Source organism: Olleya sp. KJ81-1 (assembly GCF_055808135.1).
This window is the reverse complement of sequence record NZ_CM147854.1, coordinates 251711-268230: the sequence shown is the minus strand read 5'-3', so window position 1 is coordinate 268230 and position 16520 is coordinate 251711. Positions and strand designations below refer to the sequence as shown.

Genomic DNA, 16520 nt, shown 5'->3' with positions numbered 1-16520 from the left:
GTTTTTTTGGTATTATATTTAGTTTGCTACTTCACTTATAAATTTAATACGATATAATCGTAACTCTTCATCATCATAATCTCCATCAAACTCGTCTATTGCAACGTCAATCTTATCTGTTTGTGACTCCATAAAATAATCATGGATTTCTTCTTGTTGGTCTTCATCTAAAATATCGTTAATCCAATAATTAATATTTAATTTTGTCCCTGAAAAGACAATAGCTTCCATTTCTTTAATAAATGCAGACATTTCCATTCCTTTAGCAGATGCAATATCTGTTAATGGTAATTTTCTGTCCACATTTTGTATGATATATAATTTAAGTGCAGAGTTGCTACCTGTAGATTTAACCACTAAATCATCTGGTCTTACAACGTCGTTATCTTCTACATATCTTGCAATAAGCGCGACAAAATCTTTACCATACTTTTTAGCTTTCCCTTCTCCAACACCATGAACGTTAGATAACTCTTCCACAGATACTGGATATTTTAAAGCCATATCCTCTAAGGATGGATCTTGAAATATTACAAAAGGAGGTACACCTAATTTTTTAGCATTAGTTTTTCTTAAGTCTTTAAGCATTTTCATTAATGCCTCATCCACTACTGCTCCACCACCACTTTCTGCAGTGATTATAGTATTGTCTGACTCGTCACCAAACTCATGATCTTTAGTCATCATGAAAGATTCAGGATTTTTTATAAAATCCCTTCCTTTATCTGTAAGCTTAATAACACCATAGGTTTCAATATCCTTTTTTAAAGATCCTGATACTAATATTTGTCGTGTTAAAGCCATCCAATAGGATTTATCTTTATCTTTTCCTTTACCAAAAAAGGGTTGATCGTCGGTTTTATGAGAGCTGATTAACGCGTTAGATTTACCTACAATAACGTTTACTAACTCTTTAGCCTTATATTTCTCATTGGTAGCATCGACAATTTCTAGGACAAGTTTTACATCATCTTTAGCTTCTTGTTTTTCCTTTGGATGACGCATATTATCATCCATGTCTCCACCTTCACCTGTTTTGTTATCAAATGATTCACCAAAATAGTGCAATATAAATTTACGTCTTGATATTGAAGTTTCCGCGAAAGCGACAACCTCTTGCAATAGTGCTTGACCAATTTCTTGCTCTGCTACAGGTTTACCTGACATAAACTTCTCTAACTTTTCTATATCCTTATAGGCATAATAAGCTAAACAATGCCCTTCTCCTCCATCTCGTCCTGCACGACCAGTCTCTTGGTAATAGCTTTCTATACTTTTAGGAATATCGTGATGAATTACAAATCTTACATCTGGTTTGTCTATTCCCATACCAAAAGCTATGGTTGCAACTACAACGTCAATGTCTTCCATTAAAAACATATCTTGGTGATTGGATCTTTTTTTAGCATCCAAACCTGCGTGATATGGTACCGCTTTAATACCATTAACTTGTAAGACTTGAGACAACTCCTCTACACGTTTACGACTTAAACAATAAATGATTCCGGATTTACCTTCGTTTTGCTTTACAAAGCGAATAATATCAGCGTCTACGTTTTTAGTTTTTGGACGTATCTCGTAATATAAATTAGGTCTATTAAATGAGGCTTTAAAAGTGTTAGCGTCATTCATCCCTAAGTTTTTCAGGATATCCTCTTGTACCTTAGGTGTTGCTGTAGCTGTTAGACCAATTATAGGAATATTATCTCCTATACGTCTAATTATAGATCTTAAATTACGGTATTCTGGTCTAAAATCGTGACCCCATTCACTAATACAATGGGCTTCATCCACTGCCATGAAAGAAATTTTTACGGTACGCAAAAACTCTACATTTTCTTCTTTAGTTAAGGATTCTGGTGCTACATATAATAATTTTGTAATACCATTTGTAATGTCTTCTTTGACTTGTTTAATTTCGGTCTTATTTAAAGATGAATTTAAAACATGAGCCACACCATTTTCATTGGAGACACCTCTAATTGCATCAACCTGATTTTTCATTAAAGCAATTAAAGGAGACACAACTATAGCTGTACCTTCTTGCATTAACGCAGGTAATTGGTAGCATAAACTTTTACCACCACCTGTAGGCATTATTACAAATGTATTTTTTTGTTCTAGGATACTTTTAATGACTTGTTCTTGAAGTCCTTTAAACTCGCCAAAGCCAAAGTATTTTTTTAGTGCTGAATGCAAATCGCTTTTCACTATGTATAACTTTCGTATTTAATTAATTATTTACACTTACATACTTTTGACAAACTATAAATAGTTGCTAAGAATTGAATTCCCCTCTCAATTTTTTCGCTAAATTTGTCGAAATTATTAATCTAATAATCTTAAGGTGATTTAGATTAAGACTAAAGATAGTAAAATCTTTATAAACCAAAAAAAATAAACACATTGAAAACAAAAGCTTCCATTATTAGTAGTGCCAAAGAAACTATTAAACTTGAAGGACAGTCCATATTAAATTTATCAAATTTAATTGATAACGACTTTGCTGAAGCTGTGGAATTGATTTATAATTCTAAGGGTAGAGTCATAATTACTGGAATAGGAAAAAGTGCTATTATAGCAACAAAAATAGTGGCTACACTAAACTCGACTGGTACTCCTGCTGTATTTATGCATGCTGCAGATGCTATACATGGTGACTTAGGTTTAATACTTCAGGATGATGTGGTGATTTGCATTTCTAAAAGTGGAAACACACCAGAAATTAAAGTTTTGGTACCATTAATTAAAAATGCAAAAAATAAAATGATTGCTATAACTGGTAATAAAGATTCATTTTTAGGCCAGCAAGCGGATTTTGTTTTAAATGCATTTGTAGAGAAAGAAGCTTGCCCAAACAATTTAGCACCAACAACCAGTACTACTGCACAACTAGTATTAGGTGACGCATTAGCGGTTAGCCTTTTAGAATTAAGAGGGTTTTCTAGCAAAGATTTTGCTAAATACCATCCAGGTGGTGCATTAGGTAAAAAATTATATTTAAGAGTTCAGGATATTTCTTCTGTTAATCAAAAACCAGAAGTTACTTTAGACACTAACATTAAACAGGTAATTGTTGAAATTTCTGAAAAAATGCTAGGTGTTACAGCTGTTACTGAAAACCATAAAATTGTCGGAATAATTACTGATGGTGATTTAAGACGAATGCTAAGTAAAGTGGACAACTTTAGCGACTTAACTGCTAAAGATATTATGAGTGCCAATCCAAAACGTATCGAAGAAGACGCTATGGCTATTGATGCTATGGAGGTTTTAGAGACCTATGGGATTTCTCAATTACTTGTGCAAAAAGATGGTAAGTACGCTGGTGTTGTGCATATCCACGATTTAATAAGAGAAGGAATTTTATAATGGCAAAAAAAATGTAAACGAGATGTCTTTTTTAGATCATCTTGAAGATTTAAGATGGCATTTAATTAGGATTGTATCTGCTGTAGTTATTTGTGGTACAATCGCTTTTTGTTTTCCAAGTATACTATTTGATAGCATCCTATTTGCACCTCAAAAAATGACGTTTCCCACTTACCAATGGTTATGTGAAATGTCTAATTTTTTTGGATTGGATGACATGAGTTTTTGTGCAGATTCGTTTCCGTTTATAATACAAAACCGTGAAATGGCTGGACAGTTTTCTATTCATATATGGACGTCCATTTATGCTGGATTTATTGTAGCATTCCCTTATGTAATTTACCAATTATGGCGATTTATTAGTCCTGGTTTAACCTCTAAAGAACGTCGAACATCTACAGGTTTTATCATAATATCTTCTTTACTGTTTTTTATGGGTGTATTATTTGGATACTACATTATAACACCTTTATCCATAAACTTTTTAGGAACCTACTCCGTAAGTACAGAAGTATCCAATGAGATTGATATTTCATCATACGTTGGGTTAATCAGAGCGTCTGTTTTAGCGTCTGGAATAATATTTGAGCTACCAATATTAATCTACTTTTTAACTAAAGTTGGTTTGGTAACACCTCAGTTTTTAAAAAAATACAGAAAATTTGCTTTAGTTATAGTTCTAATTTTATCTGCAGTCATAACACCTCCAGATGTAGCAAGTCAAATAATTGTAGCGATACCTGTACTAATTTTGTATGAAGTTAGTATTCATATCTCTCGAATTGTAGTGAAAAACGAAAATAAAAAACAAAAAAAGATGTCAGAACTAGTTAAAGAATTTAACGACTATCGCGAAAAAATGAATGATAAAATTCTAGGCGATAACAATAAAATAATCAAACGTATTTTTAATTTAGACACTAATGCCTTTACTGAAGGTGCATTGGACGTAAAAACTAAAGAGCTATTAGGCTTAGTAGCCTCTACCGTTTTACGTTGTGATGATTGTATTAAATACCATTTAGAGTCAAGTTATAAAGAAGGTTTGTCTAAAGAGCAAGTAATGGAAACCCTAAGTATTGCTACATTAATTGGTGGTACTATAGTGATCCCACATTTAAGACGTGCGTATGAGTTTTGGGAAGCTTTAGAAGCGCAGGATCAAGACCAACAAGGTTAAACTTTATATAAATTAAAGCGCCTTTTTAATAAGTTATATTGAAATGCTTATTTTTAGGACAATTAAACACACCAAATGAAGCTAAGAGCCGAACATTTAATGAAGTCCTACAGTGGACGTAAAGTTGTAAAAGACGTATCTCTTGAAGTTAGTCAAGGTGAAATTGTTGGGCTTTTAGGTCCTAATGGTGCAGGAAAAACAACATCATTTTATATGACTGTTGGTTTGGTAAAACCAAATGCAGGAAACATCTATTTGGATGACACTAATATTACCAATTACCCTATGTATAAACGTGCACAAAATGGTATTGGTTATCTAGCACAAGAAGCATCTGTATTTAGAAAACTAAGTATTGAAGACAATATTTTAAGTGTTTTACAAATGACCAAACTGAGCAAAAAAGAACAATTGCACAGGATGGAAGCATTAATTGAAGAGTTTAGTTTAGGTCATATTAGAAAAAGTAGAGGTGATTTATTATCTGGAGGAGAACGTCGTCGTACCGAAATTGCACGTGCCTTAGCAACTAACCCAAGCTTTATTTTATTAGACGAACCCTTTGCTGGAGTAGATCCAGTTGCAGTGGAAGATATACAACGTATTGTAGCGCAATTAACCAAAAAGAACATTGGTATATTAATTACTGACCACAACGTACAAGAAACGTTAGCTATTACAGATAGAACTTATTTAATGTTTGAAGGAAGTATTTTAAAAGCAGGAGAACCTGAAGAATTAGCTAATGACGAAATGGTACGAAAAGTATACTTAGGTCAGAATTTTGAATTACGTAAAAAGAAGATTAGAGATTAATCAGAATGTTGTAAGTAAATAATTTATAATTAAAAGCCCAATTGAAAATTCAATTGGGCTTTTAATATTTAATGACTATTTATGTCACTATATTTTTTCTTCAGACTTAGCTTTAATCCTAGCATTCTCTGCCAATATCTTTTTTTGATAACGACCCTGAACAACATCTACAATAATTAAAATAAACAACACAAAATAAAAGGTTGTTTTACTCATAGACTCAATTGGGTTTCCAAATAACTTTAAGTGTGCTAAATGTCCACCTTCGGTAACTAACATTATACCTACAATAAATAGAATAAACAACCCAAGCACTTCATACATTCGGTTTTTTGCTAAAAACACAGAGATTCGATCTGCCAAAAACAACATTAATAATCCGCTAATTACAATAGCAATAGCCATTACAATAAAGGCTGTTGTAGCGTTTTCAATATCACTTGTTAACCCTATGGCAGCTAAAATAGAATCAAAAGAGAATACTAAATTCATTATTACAATACTGGTTATAACAGCACTTGCAGACTTACCTCGCGTGCCATCACCTTCAATATCATGATCTAAATCATGAGCACCAATCATATGCCAAATTTCTTTTATTGCTGTATAAATAATAAAACCTCCTCCAGCTAATACAATTAAACTGTGTCCATTAAAAGCAAAGCTGGCCACATTACCTAATTCACCTGTCATAAACGAAAAAGGCTCTTTAAAAAAATCAATTATCGATACTAATACAAACAATAGTATGATACGTAAAACAATCGCAATTAAAATACCAACTTTTCTAACGCGCTTTTGTTCAGATTCTGGTGCTTTTTTTGACTCTAAAGAGATATATAATAAGTTATCAAATCCTAAAACAGCCTGCAACAAAACAAGCATTAAAAGCGTAAAAATAATTTCTAGCATAGTGGGTATTAATTGATGTTTTTAAATAAGGAAAGTAATATGTATAGTATTATTATTAAAGGGATTGCTGCAAAATGCAACACCACTAAAAGCACAATACTTAAGATTATAAAAATGTAACGTACTGCATTTGACTTAAAACTCCAGTTTTTAAATTTTAAAGCAAATAGTTTTACAGATGAATTTAATATGTAACAACTTAAAATAGTTAACACAATTAAAAACCATTTATTAAGTATAATACTATTTATTAAATCATTATTCTGAAATTCTAAAATTAACGGTAATGATAAAATTAATAAGGCATTAGCAGGTGTAGGTAGTCCTTTGAAATAACTTTGTTGTTCTTCGTCAAGATTAAAACGAGCCAATCTATAAGCAGACGCTAATGTTATAAACAGCCCAATAAACGGTAATAAGTTAAATGTATAACCTGTCCATTGCATAGTTTCTGACCACTCATCAATGAATGTTACTGCTTTACTATTACTAGCTAATTCTAACAGTTTAAAAACTACTATTCCTGGTACTAATCCACTAGTTACCATATCTGCCAAACTATCTAATTGCAAGCCTAAATCGCTTTGCACATTTAACTTTCTTGCTAACAAACCATCAAAAAAATCAAAAAAGATGCCTAAAAACACAAAAAAGGCAGCAAAAATAAAGTGGTTATTAACAGCAAATATGACTGCCACACTTCCGCTAAATAAATTAAGAAGTGTGATAAAATTTGGTATAAAAGCTTTGATGTTCATCAGTTAGTTTTTTGTAAAAATAACAAAGTATTTGTGTCTATTCCAAACACTATGCAATATAGTATTAAAATTGAAGTTTAATATATAGAAAAATTATAGCATCTTTGTAAAAAAAATTGAAATTGAAAGTAAGTTTACTAGCCTTTTTATTACTGAGTGTCTCATTATCTTTTGCTCAAACCCGAAAATATTCAAACGAATTTATGAATATTGGTGTGGATGCAGCAGCTTTAGGGATGAGCAATGCTACCGTTGCTAGAACCAACGATGTAAATTCTGGCTATTGGAATCCTGCTGGATTAATTAAACTAGAAGACAATCAATTAGCCTTAATGCACTCTAGTTACTTTGCTAATATTGCAAATTATGACTATGCAGCTTTTGCAATGCCTTTAGATGATAATAGTGCTTTCGGAATCTCTTTAATACGTTTTGCTGTGGATGATATCCTAGATACTACACAGCTTATAGATGAACAAGGTAATGTTAACTATGACCGAATCAGCTTATTTTCTACAGCAGATTACGGTTTAACTTTATCTTACGCTAGAGACTTACCGCTAGAAGGGTTAAGTTATGGTGTTAATGCTAAAATTATTAGACGTATTATAGGAGACTTTGCTTCAAGTTGGGGTTTTGGTTTGGATGCTGCTATTCAATTTGAAAGTGATAATAATTGGAAATTTGGTATCATGGCACGTGACATTACCACAACTTTTAATGCTTGGACTATTAATGAAGATGAATTTGCTAAAGTCCAAAATGCAGTAGAAGGTCAAAATCAAGAATTACCAGAAACCACCGAAATTACAATACCAAAACTACAATTAGGTGTAGCTAAATTATATCGTTTTCATTATGATTATACTCTGGAAGCAGAGCTAGACTTAAACGTAAGATTTGAGCAAAATAATGATATTATATCAACCTCTTTTGCTAGTATAAATCCTGCTTTAGGCTTAGAGTTTGGCTATATTGATATGATTTATCTTAGAACTGGTGTTGGTAATTTTCAAAATGAATTACAGATAGACAACTCTGAAGATTTAACGTTTCAACCAAGTTTTGGTGTCGGTTTTAAATATAAAGGCATCCAAGTAGATTACGCGTTTACAGATATTGGCGATCAAAGCGTTGCTTTGTATTCTAATGTATTTTCGTTAAAACTAGATTTTAGCGTTTTTAGATAAGTTATCTTTGTAGCATGAGACTATTATTATACATTGTTTTTGTACTTAGTACAACTACAGGATTTACACAAGCAACACCTTTATCCCAGGACACGACAGTAAGTGTTATCACATTTGGACCAGGTAGTAACTTAAACGATGCTTTTGGACATAATGCCATCCGTATTAAATCCCGATTTGCTGATATTGCATATGACTTTGGCAGGTATAATTTTGACGATCCAAATTTTTATTTAGATTTTGCTAGAGGAAAACTTAATTACCTACAAGGTAAATCCAACTATAAAAACTTTATAGCGTTTTATATTAGTGAAAATCGCACAATAAAAGAGCAACAACTGCGCTTAACTCAAGCTGAAACCAAGCAACTATATGATTATTTAGAGGCTAATTACAAGAAAGATCAAGGAGCTTACCTGTATGATTTTTTTATGATAATTGCGCCACTAAAATAAGAGATGTCATTGAAACTACTTTAGATGGAAATCTAGAGTATAACCTACCAGAAGACTATAAACAGCAAACTTTTAGACAATTAATTGACCATAATTTACATTGGAATACTTGGGGAAGCTTTGGGATAGATATTGCACTAGGGTCTATAATTGATAGACAAGCAACGCCAAGAGAACAGCTTTTTTTACCTGAAAAAGTTAATCAGTTTTTTGAGCTTGCTACTTTAAAGGATTCAAAAGAAAAATTGGTTACTGCATCTAAAACAATTTTTACTAAAAAAGGAGAAAACGAAAATAAAAACAGCTTTTTTTAACTAGTCCGTTACTGCTAACATTGGTTTTAGCATTGGTTATTCTTTACATAACCTATAGCGATAATAAAAATAACGCTAGAAATAAAGGGTTAGATTTAGCTCTATTTACAGTCACAGGACTAATAGGTGTTTTACTATTTTTATTATGGTTTGCAACAGATCATACAGGTACTACTTACAACTACAATTTATTATGGGCTTTTCCTTTAAGTCTGTTTTGTATCCTACAAATTTTAAAGACTAGTCCTAAAAAATGGTTTATAGCTTATATTAAATTTTCAATTTTAATGTTATGCTTGATTGTGATGCATTGGACTATAGGTGTGCAACGCTTTGCTCCTGCTTTAGCACCTTTATTACTAGCGTTAGCAGTTAGGTATATATACCTTTTAAGGTTTTATAAATTAACTGAAAATAAAGCCTAATTATTGTCCTCTAAAAAAGATGACAGTACTTAACGTTTTAACTATAATATTGATATCTAATAAAAAGCCTCTATGCTTAATATAGTACAAATCATATTGTAATTTTAACAAACTATCATCCACGCTTGAACCATAGCGTGCTTTAACCTGAGCCCAACCTGTTAGTCCTGGTTTAACGATATGTCTAGTTTCGTAAAAAGGAATGACTTGGGACAATTCGTCTACAAAATAAGGACGCTCTGGTCTAGGACCAATCAAACTCATGTCGCCTTTTAAAATATTTAAAAATTGAGGTATTTCGTCCAATCTGGTAACTCTTAAAAACTTACCAAAAGCTGTAATTCTGGTATCATTTTTTGTTGCCCACACTGCTCCTGCTACTTCTGCATTTTTAACCATAGTCCTATACTTAAAAATCTTGAAAGGGATTCCGTTTTTTCCAACACGTTCTTGAGTGTAAAATAACGCACCTCTATTACCCAAAGCGTTACCAATTAAAATAAAAGGTAAAATTAGTAATCCTAAAAACAAACCAAGTAATGATAACAAAATATCAAAAAGACGTCTGTAGGCTAAATATAATTTGTTTTTATTGTTTCGACTAAATGGAAAATATTTATAAAAATCCTTACCAACAAACTGTACAGGAACACGATAGGTTATATCTTCATAAACCTGAGTATACTCTTTTATTGGAAACCCTTTTTCTAATAAAGTAATTAAATCCGAATATATATTAGAAGTAATGTTTTCTGAATTATAGCTTGCAATTACGACTTCAGATATATTTTCATCTTTAATTATTTGATGCATTTTAGAAGGCTCGTATTCCTTTAAACCCTTATATTTTATAGTGTCTTTTTTACTTATTTCGCAATTAATAAAACCAATAATCTTATAATTAGGATCAGCACTAGCAAAAGCGTCAACAATGGTTTTAATATTAGAAATTTCGCCAACTAAAAGCACCCTTTTAAAAAACCTAGGAGAAGAAATAAATGTTATGTAAGCCCATCTCCAAAAATATAAACCAAATAAAATAGCCAAATAAAAGTAAAGTATTTGTAATCTATTTTCGGGTAATGATGGTGTAAAAAACGGAGTTAAAAGATAAAATAAAACGGTCACAGAAGTGGTAAGTAAAACCGTACCTAAAACCGTGTCTAATCGGCTTGATTTTTGCAAATCATATAGCTCTAAGACTGTTCCAAAAACGGTAATATAAATGGCAAGCACAATAAACCAGCTCCAATGTTGGTCATACACTTTAAAATAGTCAAAGTCAAAAAAAGTGCTTACTGTAAATAGTGATAAGCCTATAAAAAGTAAATCAAATAAACGCAAAAGTATTTTACGTTCAGAAATTTCAAAGTGGATACCACTACTTGTATTCATTGTTACTGGTTGGTAGAATTATTTCAAAGATAACAAGTAAATGTTTTAAACCAAGTTTTTTACTTTAAAGTGCTAATCCATTTTTGTTTAACGGTGTTCCAATCAAATTGTTCTGCTTTATTTCTGGCAGAAGTAATTACAGATTGTGTCCATTTTGGATTGTTCTTATAATGTAATACGGCTTTAGTAAATGCCTTTACATCATTTGGAGGCACTAATTGTCCATCTATAGTATTATCAATTAAAAAAGGTAAACCACCTACATGTGTTGACACTATAGGTAACCCTAAAGCCATAGCTTCGATAACGCTAACAGGTGTATTATCAAAATTAGTGGTATTAATAAATACATTGTATTTTTTAGATAAAGTAATCCACTCTTGTTTAGTCAATTTCCCTGTAAAGGACACCTCTAAACCTAGATTGTTGGCATATTTTTTAACTTCTTGCAAACTGCCATCATTGTCAGGACCAACCATGCACAACGAACAATTGTAACCTTGTTTCTTTAATTCAGATAAGACATTGATTGCTAATTTTGGATTGTACAAGTTTGAAAAAGAACGTACCCAAAGTAGATCTATGGTATCTATTTCTCTAACTAAAAAAGGATAATTTATAATGTCAATACTATTTGGTATCACCTCTACATTTATATAACCTTTTTCATTAAAAGATGTTTTAATATAATTTGAAGGTGCAATATTAACATATGCATTTTTAAAGATAGAAGCACTTAATTTAGGGTTTTTAGTAAGCCTAATAGGTAGATTCCCTCCATGTAAAATAGGAATGTATTTTAAGCCTAAAATTTGGCATAACTTACTTACAGCATAGGCATAATAAAAATTTAGCGTACTATAGGTATCGATTAATACGTAGTTTGTAGATTGTCTATGTCTAAAAACAGTCCATAGCATATGGACCAATCGAAAAAATACATTTTTATAACTAGAAGCATAGTTTATTTTAAAACCAGCTGCCTCTAGACCTTCTCCCAAAGTATCTATGGTTGTAGCTGTTTTACCTTTTAAAGCTAACTTATTACCTATGTAAACTATGTTTTTCAAAAATGTTTAAAGTTTATATAAAAATATTGGACCTTCGGTATGCACAAGTGTTGCAGGAACACCAATATTTCTAGTAACAAAATAATCAACATTGAAAAGCTTTAAATAATCAACAACTTCTTGCATGGACTGTAAATTACTGATTTTTTGTTGTCGTAAATGCCACTTAATAAATTGTTCTGGATTCCCTTCAATTAACATAGAAGCTCCTTTACCATCAAAAACTACTGACCGTTTTGTAGCGCCTCTGTAAATATGACTGCCACAAATTAAATCTGACACCTCTGTGTTAGTTTCAATATAATTAGACATCCTATCTATATCTAATTGCGAGTCTTTTACTGTGGAAAAAAACTTAAATTATGAGGTAAAATAGTGTTTGAAATATCATCACCTATAAAGGGTACATTTTTTAACCATGGACTTTGACTGAAGCTTAATAATACAAAATATAACCCTACTACATAAGGAAATAATTTAATGCTTATCCTATTGAATTTAATTAAATTTTTTAATAGAAATGCTAATGCAAAAAACCCTGGTATAATCGCTACTTTTTGAACACGAATTAACTGAAAGGATAATCTCAAATTTAAACCTAACACATTATTAACCAATTGCTCAATAGGGACACTAATAGTTGGTATTAGTACTAAAATAAAAGTCAAAATAATTAATACTTTTGCTTTTTGTAATTCCTCTTTTATTTTGAAAGAATATACATAAAACAACCCTAAAGGAAGAATAAAAAATAAGGTTTTAAAATGAAACCATTGTTTTAAAAAAATAAAGGCTGACTAAAATATTCAGGAATTCTGGTATTGAATGCTGCATTAAATTCAGCTATACTATAAGTAACCTCTGAAGTTGTTTTACCAAAGTATGTTAAGATAAACGGTAGCATACCCATTAGAATACATATTAAAACTGTAATGGATTTAGTTAAGGTTAACCACTCTTGCTTTTTAAAATAAATTTGACTTAATGATAAATAAGAAACAAATAATAATATACCACCAAGTCCTGTTATTGGATGAAAATTAAAAATTAATCCAATTATAAAAGCAGCAAATATGACTCTAGTAAAAGTATTGGACAGAAGTATAAAAGGTAATGGCAGTAGACTAATATAAAGGGTCCTTGGCATAATAGTCCATAAATCTGAAATACCCCAAATTTCTAGTCCAGGAAGCCAAATAATCCCTCTCATTAATATGGAAACAAATAATGCTACCCAAAAACTATTAATGTATTTGTAAAGTAGAAAAAACCATAAAATTCCAAATGCTAAATGACAAAATAAACCTAAAACATTAATAGCTTGAACGTAATTATAATTTGTAAACTTAGCAATAAACCTTAAAGATTGCACATAAAAAGGTGTATAATACTTAACATTACTTAGATTATCTAAATATAAATCATGTGTAAATAATTGTGGATTATCAAATTTTTGAGCCACCGGAATTATATTTTGAATATCTGAAGATAACTCGCTATAACTAGCGTCTTTATTATCTATAAAATAAGCGACAGCTATTATAATGTTAATAAAAAAACTAACAATAACTTGTACTTGCCAAGACGCTTCATTTAGTTAGATTTTGGGGCTTTAGTGATATCATAATGCACTGCTTGTAACAATAACTGAAAACCAATTATTATGGTTAAAGTCACTAACATGATAGTCCCTGTAGGCGCAAATATAGATTGACTGCTATAAAACCACCATGTATATAATCCATATATTAAACCAAATAAAAATAATGGAAGACCAAATAATATATATATTGAAGACATGTTAAAATCGTAAATAAAATATGATTTTATAATACGCTTTATAAAGGTTTTAAAAAGCTTTGGTAGAAACACAAAAGGCATTTTCCAGACGCTCATACTTGATTTTTCATCACCATAAATAGCAGGCATTGAAATGTCTTTGATTCTTGACTCCTGAAAATAAAGTTCGGCTATTAAAGAGGTTTCAAAATAATATCTGTTAGCAATATTATCAAAATCCAGCTTTTCTAGTGTTTCTGTTTTAACAGCAAAAAAACCATTTGTAGGATCAAAATTATTCCAATAACCAGTTGCAGCTTTTGTTAAAAAAGATAAGCCCAAATTACCAACTTTACGCGTTAATGGCATTGCTTTTAATGCTTTAAAATCTCTAAAGCGATTACCTTTAGAATAGTCTGCTTGGTTATTTATTAGTGGTTTAATTAAATCCTCAATATAGCTTGTATCCATTTGGTCATCTGCATCTACTTTAACAACAATATCTATCTTATCTGCTATTGCAGCTTTAAAACCTGTTTTTGTAGCACCTCCAACCCCTAAATTATTATCATTTTTAATATAGACTACGTTTTGAAATGTCTCTAAAACTTGTTGTGGTAAAGTCTGATTACCACAATCATCAATAATGTAAATCGTGTCAATAATCTTTGGTAGTTTAACCAATACACTTACAATATGCTGTGATGCATTATAGTAAGGGATTACAACAGCTATTTTATTTTGATTTAACATTAGTAAAGTAATAACGTGGTGCGATTAACATAACCACAATTAACAAAAAGTAACCTAAAATTGTAAACAATGAACGGTAAATATATAAATGTTCTCCAAAAAACAAGGTCACAAGCATAGCTAATACTAAACCATTTAAAACGGATTTTAAAGACTTAGCTTTTCCAAACTTTAAATACAAATAATTTGTTAGCCATTTAAAATATAAAAACAAGCCTACTAATCCTACTTCATTAATCAAACTTAAATAGATATTATGTGCCGAAAACTGAATTAGTAACCTATTATTTAAACCAATACCAAAAGGCATAATCAATGGGTTTTCAATTAAATAATAAAAGTAACGCACAGATAATTGTTTACGACCTGCACCTAAATCTTCATATAAATCACCCACGTCCAAGCTTTCTCCTGTAAATATTCCAGGATTAGATACTTTATTGACCACTCTATTTTCAATGGTGGTTGTAATGGCTTCAATAAATTCCAAATTCAAGAAAAACGCAACAATAACGCCTAATGAAATAATTATAGATAGTCCAAAAAACTTTTTAGTACTTGAAACAAATAAATAACAAACAAATATAATTAAAGCTAAATACGTTGTTCTAGATCCAGAAACACCTATGGTTGCCAAAGAGGCTAGCAATGCTATAATCACTAATATTCGGTTTACTTTTAAGTGTTTTTGTAATAATAATCCAGTCGCAAAAATAAAAGAGAAAAACATATTCATCCCTAAATTAATTTTATTTGGACCCAAAGCACCAGATAAAAATCCTCCATAAGATTCAAGGTAGATATCATTCCATAAAAAGGGAACCAATCCAGCATGTTGAGAAAAGACTAAAACAGACTCTGCAATAGCCAAAACTAATATTAAACTAGCCAAGTATTTATAACGTGATTGTTTTCTTAAATACATTGCTATTAAAACAGCTGTATAAAAAAAGACTAATAAATGATAATAATATAAGCAGGTTTGGACAAACCACAATGGACGACCTTTGTATATGCTAAATGCAGCATTGAAAATAAGCGTAAATCCAGCCCATATTATAAAAGTGTTTAAATACTTTAAATACGTTTTAGATTTGACATAAACTGTTATTAATTTAAGGTTATTGAATACAATAAATAGGATTACTAATCCAACCATATCATATAATCGCAATTCATTATTTCCGTTTAAACTATATTTTAATGCAGGAAGGTTATAAAAATAAGAAACTATCATTAACAGCAAAGCAATCCTTATATACAAAGGTTTAAATAGATTTTCTATCTTTTTAATAATGTAATCGCTTTGTGTCATTAACTAGTAATAGTTTGATATAGTAACTCTATTTTTTTTAATGTTGAATGTTCTGAAAATGCGTATTCCACTTTAATTTTTAAATGATTTCCATCACTTTTTGCTTGTTTTAAATCTGTTATAAAGTGAAGCATAGCCTTTTGTAATGCTGTACTATTTTCTGAAGGAATTAATCTACCTTCATTAACATCAGAAATCACCAAACTACAATCGCCTACATTGGTACAAATTACAGGTAAACCAGCTAATCCATACTCTAACAACGCCAAAGGTAAGCCTTCAGATTTTGAAGACAAAACACCTATTGTACTTTGCTGTAAAATAGCAGAAGTATCTGCGCAACTACCATAAATAAAGACAGACGTTTCTAATTTATTTAAATTAATAAAGTCAAAAATAGATTTAGAATATGCATCCTCAAAATCCTGACCTATTAAATGCAAAGTCCAAGTTGGTTCAGTTATTAAAACCGCTTTAAAAGCTTTCAGTAAATTTAAATGATCTTTTTGTGGTCTTAAATTTGCTAAGCAAACAATACGCTTACCTTCCACTCCTTTTAATTTTGTAGTTAGCGGATTATTATTTTTTACTGCATAATTAGGTAAATAACTAACCGATTTCACTTTAAGTGTCGTTTTTGCCCAAGCTTCTAATTTAGAATTTACACTAAATATATGATTAAAAAAACGAGAACAGACTTTTAAAACCTGCTTTGGTCGTTGCTTTAAAAATTCGCTTTTACCATAATGATCATGCCAAACTAATTTTAATTTGGGCTGTAACAAC

Annotated in this window: 16 protein-coding genes; 6 read left to right on the top strand and 10 right to left on the bottom strand. The window is 30.7% G+C overall.

Translation table 11 applies throughout. The features are described 5' to 3' along the window. Positions 1 to 18 precede the first annotated feature (18 nt). Entirely contained in the window at positions 19 to 2199 is a 2181-nt protein-coding gene (locus AC0L3M_RS01245; protein WP_473431554.1) for a RecQ family ATP-dependent DNA helicase, read from the bottom strand. Between the two features lie 207 nt (positions 2200 to 2406). On the opposite strand from AC0L3M_RS01245, the gene AC0L3M_RS01240 reads away from it, so the two are divergent. The 3 genes from AC0L3M_RS01240 to lptB all read left to right on the top strand — a co-directional run bounded on the left by AC0L3M_RS01240 (position 2407) and on the right by lptB (position 5368). Then, positions 2407 to 3372, top strand: a complete 966-nt coding sequence (locus AC0L3M_RS01240) for a KpsF/GutQ family sugar-phosphate isomerase (protein ID WP_292944138.1) — start codon at positions 2407 to 2409, stop codon at positions 3370 to 3372. Between the two features lie 22 nt (positions 3373 to 3394). Further along, positions 3395 to 4552, top strand: coding sequence for a twin-arginine translocase subunit TatC (tatC, locus tag AC0L3M_RS01235; RefSeq protein ID WP_473431553.1), 1158 nt, complete (start codon positions 3395 to 3397; stop codon positions 4550 to 4552). A 75-nt stretch (positions 4553 to 4627) separates the two neighbouring features. Further along, complete coding sequence (lptB, locus tag AC0L3M_RS01230; RefSeq protein ID WP_028282850.1) at positions 4628 to 5368, top strand: LPS export ABC transporter ATP-binding protein; 741 nt, start codon at positions 4628 to 4630, stop codon at positions 5366 to 5368. 87 nt (positions 5369 to 5455) lie between these two features. On the opposite strand, the gene AC0L3M_RS01225 is transcribed toward lptB, so the two are convergent. Both AC0L3M_RS01225 and AC0L3M_RS01220 read right to left on the bottom strand, forming a co-directional pair. Next, positions 5456 to 6280 (bottom strand): TerC family protein, encoded by an 825-nt coding sequence (locus AC0L3M_RS01225; RefSeq protein ID WP_339808274.1) that lies wholly within the window; start codon positions 6278 to 6280, stop codon positions 5456 to 5458. Positions 6281 to 6288: 8 nt separating this feature from the next. Then, positions 6289 to 7038 carry a CDP-alcohol phosphatidyltransferase family protein gene (locus AC0L3M_RS01220; protein WP_473431552.1) on the bottom strand — a complete coding sequence of 250 codons (750 nt, stop codon included), beginning with the start codon at positions 7036 to 7038 and terminating at the stop codon, positions 6289 to 6291. 122 nt (positions 7039 to 7160) lie between these two features. Here AC0L3M_RS01220 and AC0L3M_RS01215 point away from each other — a divergent pair, with 122 nt between their 5' ends. The 3 genes from AC0L3M_RS01215 (at position 7161) to AC0L3M_RS01205 (ending at position 9422) form a co-directional block, all read left to right on the top strand. Beyond that, positions 7161 to 8228: a putative type IX sorting system protein PorV2 gene (locus tag AC0L3M_RS01215; RefSeq protein WP_473431551.1), complete on the top strand. Its 1068-nt coding sequence runs from the start codon at positions 7161 to 7163 to the stop codon at positions 8226 to 8228. A 14-nt stretch (positions 8229 to 8242) separates the two neighbouring features. Then, positions 8243 to 8683 (top strand): lipoprotein N-acyltransferase Lnb domain-containing protein, encoded by a 441-nt coding sequence (locus tag AC0L3M_RS01210; protein ID WP_473431550.1) that lies wholly within the window; start codon positions 8243 to 8245, stop codon positions 8681 to 8683. Between the two features lie 346 nt (positions 8684 to 9029). Then, positions 9030 to 9422: a hypothetical protein gene (locus AC0L3M_RS01205; RefSeq protein ID WP_473431549.1), complete on the top strand. Its 393-nt coding sequence runs from the start codon at positions 9030 to 9032 to the stop codon at positions 9420 to 9422. Here the strand turns inward: AC0L3M_RS01205 and AC0L3M_RS01200 are convergent, their stop codons facing one another. The 7 genes from AC0L3M_RS01200 to AC0L3M_RS01170 form a co-directional block, all read right to left on the bottom strand. Beyond that, a complete protein-coding gene (locus tag AC0L3M_RS01200) occupies positions 9423 to 10817 on the bottom strand; it encodes an exopolysaccharide biosynthesis polyprenyl glycosylphosphotransferase (RefSeq protein ID WP_473431548.1) in 1395 nt (464 codons plus the stop codon). Between the two features lie 59 nt (positions 10818 to 10876). After that, positions 10877 to 11887 (bottom strand): glycosyltransferase family 4 protein, encoded by a 1011-nt coding sequence (locus tag AC0L3M_RS01195; protein WP_473431547.1) that lies wholly within the window; start codon positions 11885 to 11887, stop codon positions 10877 to 10879. 6 nt (positions 11888 to 11893) lie between these two features. Further along, positions 11894 to 12199, bottom strand: a complete 306-nt coding sequence (locus tag AC0L3M_RS01190) for a hypothetical protein (protein WP_473431546.1) — start codon at positions 12197 to 12199, stop codon at positions 11894 to 11896. 466 nt (positions 12200 to 12665) lie between these two features. After that, positions 12666 to 13349 carry a hypothetical protein gene (locus AC0L3M_RS01185; protein WP_473431545.1) on the bottom strand — a complete coding sequence of 228 codons (684 nt, stop codon included), beginning with the start codon at positions 13347 to 13349 and terminating at the stop codon, positions 12666 to 12668. Positions 13350 to 13480: 131 nt separating this feature from the next. Continuing rightward, entirely contained in the window at positions 13481 to 14419 is a 939-nt protein-coding gene (locus tag AC0L3M_RS01180) for a glycosyltransferase family 2 protein (RefSeq protein WP_473431544.1), read from the bottom strand. Next, positions 14403 to 15734: an O-antigen ligase family protein gene (locus AC0L3M_RS01175; RefSeq protein WP_473431543.1), complete on the bottom strand. Its 1332-nt coding sequence runs from the start codon at positions 15732 to 15734 to the stop codon at positions 14403 to 14405. The genes AC0L3M_RS01180 and AC0L3M_RS01175 overlap by 17 nt, the downstream gene beginning before the upstream one ends. Next, on the bottom strand, positions 15734 to 16519 hold the full coding sequence (locus AC0L3M_RS01170; RefSeq protein WP_473431542.1) for a glycosyltransferase: 786 nt from the start codon (positions 16517 to 16519) through the stop codon (positions 15734 to 15736). Before AC0L3M_RS01170 ends, AC0L3M_RS01175 begins: the two co-directional genes overlap by 1 nt. Between the last annotated feature and the right edge of the window lies 1 nt (position 16520).